This window comes from Gordonibacter pamelaeae 7-10-1-b, assembly GCF_000210055.1.
Lineage (GTDB): Bacteria > Actinomycetota > Coriobacteriia > Coriobacteriales > Eggerthellaceae > Gordonibacter > Gordonibacter pamelaeae.
This window is the reverse complement of the sequence record NC_021021.1, coordinates 847,431-851,762: the sequence shown is the minus strand read 5'-3', so window position 1 is coordinate 851,762 and position 4,332 is coordinate 847,431. Positions and strand designations below refer to the sequence as shown.

At 66.6% G+C, this 4,332-nt stretch carries 6 protein-coding genes; 4 read left to right on the top strand and 2 right to left on the bottom strand.

What is annotated here, in order from left to right:
* Positions 1-302, top strand: a 302-nt coding sequence (locus GPA_RS04050) for a M48 metallopeptidase family protein (RefSeq protein WP_041239034.1), incomplete at its 5' end; no start/stop codon positions are given.
* On the opposite strand, the gene GPA_RS04045 is transcribed toward GPA_RS04050, so the two are convergent.
* Both GPA_RS04045 and GPA_RS04040 read right to left on the bottom strand, forming a co-directional pair.
* On the bottom strand, positions 299-1,675 hold the full coding sequence (locus tag GPA_RS04045; protein WP_015539014.1) for a lipase family protein: 1,377 nt from the start codon (positions 1,673-1,675) through the stop codon (positions 299-301). The genes GPA_RS04050 and GPA_RS04045 overlap by 4 nt on opposite strands.
* Before the next feature lie 185 nt (positions 1,676-1,860).
* Positions 1,861-2,703, bottom strand: a complete 843-nt coding sequence (locus tag GPA_RS04040; RefSeq protein ID WP_015539013.1) for an alpha/beta hydrolase — start codon at positions 2,701-2,703, stop codon at positions 1,861-1,863.
* A gap of 202 nt (positions 2,704-2,905) precedes the next feature.
* On the opposite strand from GPA_RS04040, the gene GPA_RS04035 reads away from it, so the two are divergent.
* The 3 genes from GPA_RS04035 to GPA_RS17290 all read left to right on the top strand — a co-directional run.
* Positions 2,906-3,220 carry a DUF6442 family protein gene (locus tag GPA_RS04035; protein WP_015539012.1) on the top strand — a complete coding sequence of 105 codons (315 nt, stop codon included), beginning with the start codon at positions 2,906-2,908 and terminating at the stop codon, positions 3,218-3,220.
* Positions 3,221-3,228: 8 nt separating this feature from the next.
* Entirely contained in the window at positions 3,229-3,480 is a 252-nt protein-coding gene (locus GPA_RS04030; protein ID WP_015539011.1) for a helix-turn-helix transcriptional regulator, read from the top strand.
* 478 nt (positions 3,481-3,958) lie between these two features.
* Positions 3,959-4,332 (top strand): type II TA system antitoxin MqsA family protein (locus tag GPA_RS17290; protein WP_231847559.1); only part of this gene is annotated, 374 nt, incomplete at its 3' end.

Here is a 4,332-nt window from a genome sequence, read left to right as displayed (position 1 = left end):
CATGGCGCGCCGTGGTGGAGGCGTGCGTGCCGCCGCTCGTGGCCGCGTGGGAGCCCATCATGGGCGTGAAGGCGGGGCGGCTCGCCTACCGCAACATGACCAGCCGCTGGGGCAGCTGCCAGCCCGCCACCGGGCGTATCTGTATCAACGTCCGCTTGGCGCTCTACCCGCCCGAGTGCCTGGAGTACGTGGTGGTGCACGAGCTGTGCCACCTGCGGGAGCGCGGCCACGGCCAGCGCTTCAAGGACCTCATGGACACCTATATGCCCGATTGGCGCGAGCGCCGCGCGAAGCTGCGCTAAGCCCGCTGCGTGAACGTGAGCGCCCGCGCGTCGACCGCCTGCATCCAGGCGATGTACGTGTCGGGGCAGTGCGATGTGAACGCCAGCCCCAAGTCCACCTCCAGCAGCTCCCGCACGGCCGTGAAGATGCCGAAGGGATTCAGCAGGCTCTCCACCGTGGGAAGGCTCTGAGCCGCCTGGGCGTCGAACGAGTCGAGCCGTTCCAGCGCGTCGGGGCTGTAGGAGTCCAGCAGCCCCGTGTTCGCCTGGTACGCCTGCTGCATGAGGGCGAGCGACGACGCGAAGCGGGTGCTGGCGTAGCCCGGCAGCTCCACGGTGGTGCCGTAGCGCCCATAGCCCCAGGCGGGGAGCGGCAGCTGCGGCACGAGGTCCGAGGGGTTCACGATGTTGAAGATTCCCGCGTACGCGCTGTCGCCGCGCTCTGCCGACTTCGTGGGGCACGGCGCGGCGAACGTGTAGGCGTAGACGGCGTCGGCCGCCGCCAAGGCTTGGGGCCCGTCCGCCCGGTCGACGAGGTCGGCGGCCAGCAGGTTGGCGATGGCCCCGCCGCGGCTGTGGCCGGTTATGAGGATGCGCGTGCGCGCCGGGTCTGCGCCGATCTCGTCCAAGTAGCGCTCGAGCGCCTGTGCCACCTCCTGCTCGGCCGTCTTGAACCCGCGGTGGTCGGCGTCGGGCGATGCCGCGTCCGGCAGGTTGAAGTTGCTGACCCATTCCGCGCCGTAGCTTCCGCGTATGCCCACGAACACGAGGGTCTCGGCCGCGCTGCCCGCCTCAGGGCCGCCTAAGGAGGAGCCTCCGGCAGCGGCGTCGCCGGCGGCGGCGTCGCCGTGGCGTGCGGTATCGAGCCGGCGGTTGGCGAACGTGTAGGCGGCCACGTCGTGCGAGCCGCTGACGAGTGCGGCCAGCTGGTCGAGCACGGCGCTGCGCAGCTCGTAGGAGTCGGTGCGCACCTGGGAGAACCCGAGCGCGCTCAGGGCCTGCTCGGCGTAGGGGATGCGGTCGCCGCTGCCGGAGTAGAAGTGCGATTCCGCGTTGCATACGGCGCTGAGCACCGCGCAGTTCGTGGCGATGCCGTGATGGTAGCGGCGGGAGTCGCCGGCGAACCAGGCATCGTCCAGCTCGACGCTCGTGGACGTGCGGCCCGACGGGTTGCCCGGATCGCGTGCGGCCACGGCCTCGCTGCAGTAGTCCACCATGATCGGGCCGTCCGGCACGTCCGCCGCCGCGAAGGCCGGCATCTCCGCATGGGCGGCGGGCAGCAGGCCCACCGCGCCGCCCACGAAGTAAGCTTGGACGACGAACAGGCCGACCAGCGCCAGCGCGGTGAGCGATGCGTTGATGACGGATGCGATAGGGCGGCGCGGCCTCGCCATGGGGTTCCTTCGGACGGTCGGCTCGGGTACGTTCGAATCAGTATAGGAACGGGCGTCGGAACGGCATCTAACCGTTGACAAAGCGAAACAAAGCTGAAGCTTGCGTGCCGAAGGCGTGGAGGCCGAGTGCTGTTCGCCGTGACGCTCGGGAGGGGGAGCACTCTGCGGGCGGGGAGGGACGCCGCTTAGGCGGCTGCGGGCAGTGCGGCCGGTGCCTGACGGCGCGCCTTGACGTACGCGTCGATGGCGGCGGCAGTCTGCCCCTGCTGCTCTTCGGCCGATATGGTGGCCGAACCGTCTCCCTCCTGGGGGCCGTAGGCGCCGAAGCCCGCGTGGTTGCCGCCGACGATCTCGATCGTCCGCGCACCCTCGGGCATGAGGGCGGCGCTGTCGGCGAGCTTTCCGCGGTTGAGCACTTGGTCCTCCGAGCCGTACACGACGAGGGTGCCCAGGTCGCTGGCCGAGAGGTCGCTCGCGGTGTACGCTCCCAGCAGCACGAGGCCCGCGAGCGCACCGTCATCGGCGTGGTCGGCCGCGTACTGCGCCGCCATGGAGCCGCCGAGCGAGTGCCCGCCGACCCACCACTCGCTCACCTGGGGAAACGCCTCGCGCACCTCATCGGCCGCGTTGATGCCGAAGAACGCGAAGTTGAAGGGCATCTCCACGGCCACGGCCAGGTAGCCGCGCGCGGCCAAATCGCGCATGAGCGGGGCGTAGGCGGTGTACTCGACCTTCGCGCCCGGGTAGAACACCAGGCCCGTCTCGGCCGCAGGGTCGCCGAACGCCACGTAGTGCGCGCCTTGGGTCACCGGGAGCTGCGGGGTGGACACGAGGTTCTCGTGGGCGGCGTCCGCGTCGCGGTAGTAGTCGCTCGCGTACACGAGGAACGCCGCTGCCGCCAACACCGCCGCCACGACGAGCGCCACGAGTGCGATGGCCACCCGTCGCGGCCAGCGCCGGCGGGGCGCGACGGCTCCGGTTCCCGTTTCGGCCTCCCGGCCCGCGAAGTTGTTCTCATGATGTTCCATGCCCTCGATGATAGCAGGTTCTCGCCGCGCGTGCCTCTTCGGGTTCGCCTTCGTGCCATGTCGTCGACGTGCCGCACCCCTTGCGTTTCTCAAGCGTGCCAAGTATACTTGTCACATTGACAAGAAAACTTGTCAGTAGAGCGAACGAATGTTTCACGTGAAACATTCGGATGGTCGGATCAGAGGGCTCCGGAGGTGCGGCATGAACAAAGAGGAGATCTTGGCGAAGAGCCGCGAGGACAATCGCGGTGCCGATGAACGGTTTCGCATTCTGAACCAGCGCCAAAGCGTGGTCATGGTCGGCGCCATGCTGGCCATGTGGCTGCTTCTGTTTCTTTGGAACGTGTTCCGCGGCTTGGACACCAGTCAGGGCGGCGCCATCATGCTCTCCGGCGTGGCCGCTATGGGCTTCTGGCAGTTTTACCAGTTCAGAATGAAGTTCAGTTTCGTCTGCGGCCTCTTGGCCGCGTTCGGGGCCGTGACGTTCGCGATCAAGTACCTCTTGGGAACGATGTAGGGCCGGCCATGATGAAGCTTCCCTCCCTCGGGATCGACGACGTCCACGGCAACGATGGCGAGCTCGAGCTCAAGAACCGCCTGAAGGCGGCCCGGGCCGAGCAGGGCCTGTCGCAAACCGACCTCGCGCGCCTCGTGGGCGTGTCGCGCCAGACCATCTCCGCCATCGAAACGGGCCTGTTCAACCCCACCGCGAAGCTGGCGCTCGTCTTGTGCATCGCGCTCGACAAGAAGTTCGAGGACCTGTTCTACTTCGATTAGCCGCATCAATTGAGGTGATTCTTCTGGACATCTACTTGCTTATCATGTAGGGTAGACACATCAATTGAGGTGAGTTTAAGCGAGGGTCGATGTCGGGCAAGGTAGCCGAAAGATGGAAGATCGAAGCCGTGCTGGCTTTGGTGCGGGCTGTGCCTTACGAGCGATTCGTCATCGCCGGATTGGGGAACCCGCAAGGAAAGACGAGGCGGTTCATGCAGCTTGTCGGATTTAACAGCCGGCAGGTACATGAGACCGACCGTTTGCGGTTTGCGCGTTTCCAATTACTCCGCCGGTCCTCTTCCCGACGACAAAGGACGCCCTCATGACGTGTGGGTGTTCGGCGCTTATATACCTATGTACGAGGTATACGTTAAGCTGGCGGCTTTCTTCTCGTCGGGATGCGTGCAAGCGGTGTGCGTCTCGTTCCACGAAGCCGAGCATCGATTGTCCTATCCGTACCGAAGGGAGGGACCCGAACTTGGCTGAAACCGTGAGAACCATCTGTGATGCCTGCTACAACGAGGTCGATGCCCCGGTGATTGCGGTTCGGGAGACGGTCGATGTCAGGGGCGTCCCTATAACCGACGAGTTTTGGTACCCTGTTTGCCCCTTGTGCGGCAACCGTATCGGTCATGCGGCAACCATGGATCGCAACTTCGAGAAGATGTATGCGGCCTACCGCGAGGCCCGAGACGTTCCGCAGCCCGACGAGATCGTGGCCTTGCGGCGGCGCTACGGATTCTCGCAGCGCGTGCTCGCGGCCATCCTCGGCATCGGGGTGGCCAGCGTGCAGCGCTACGAGGGCGGCGCCCTCCCCTCGGAGTCGCATGCCGAGCTGCTCCGCCAGGCGCG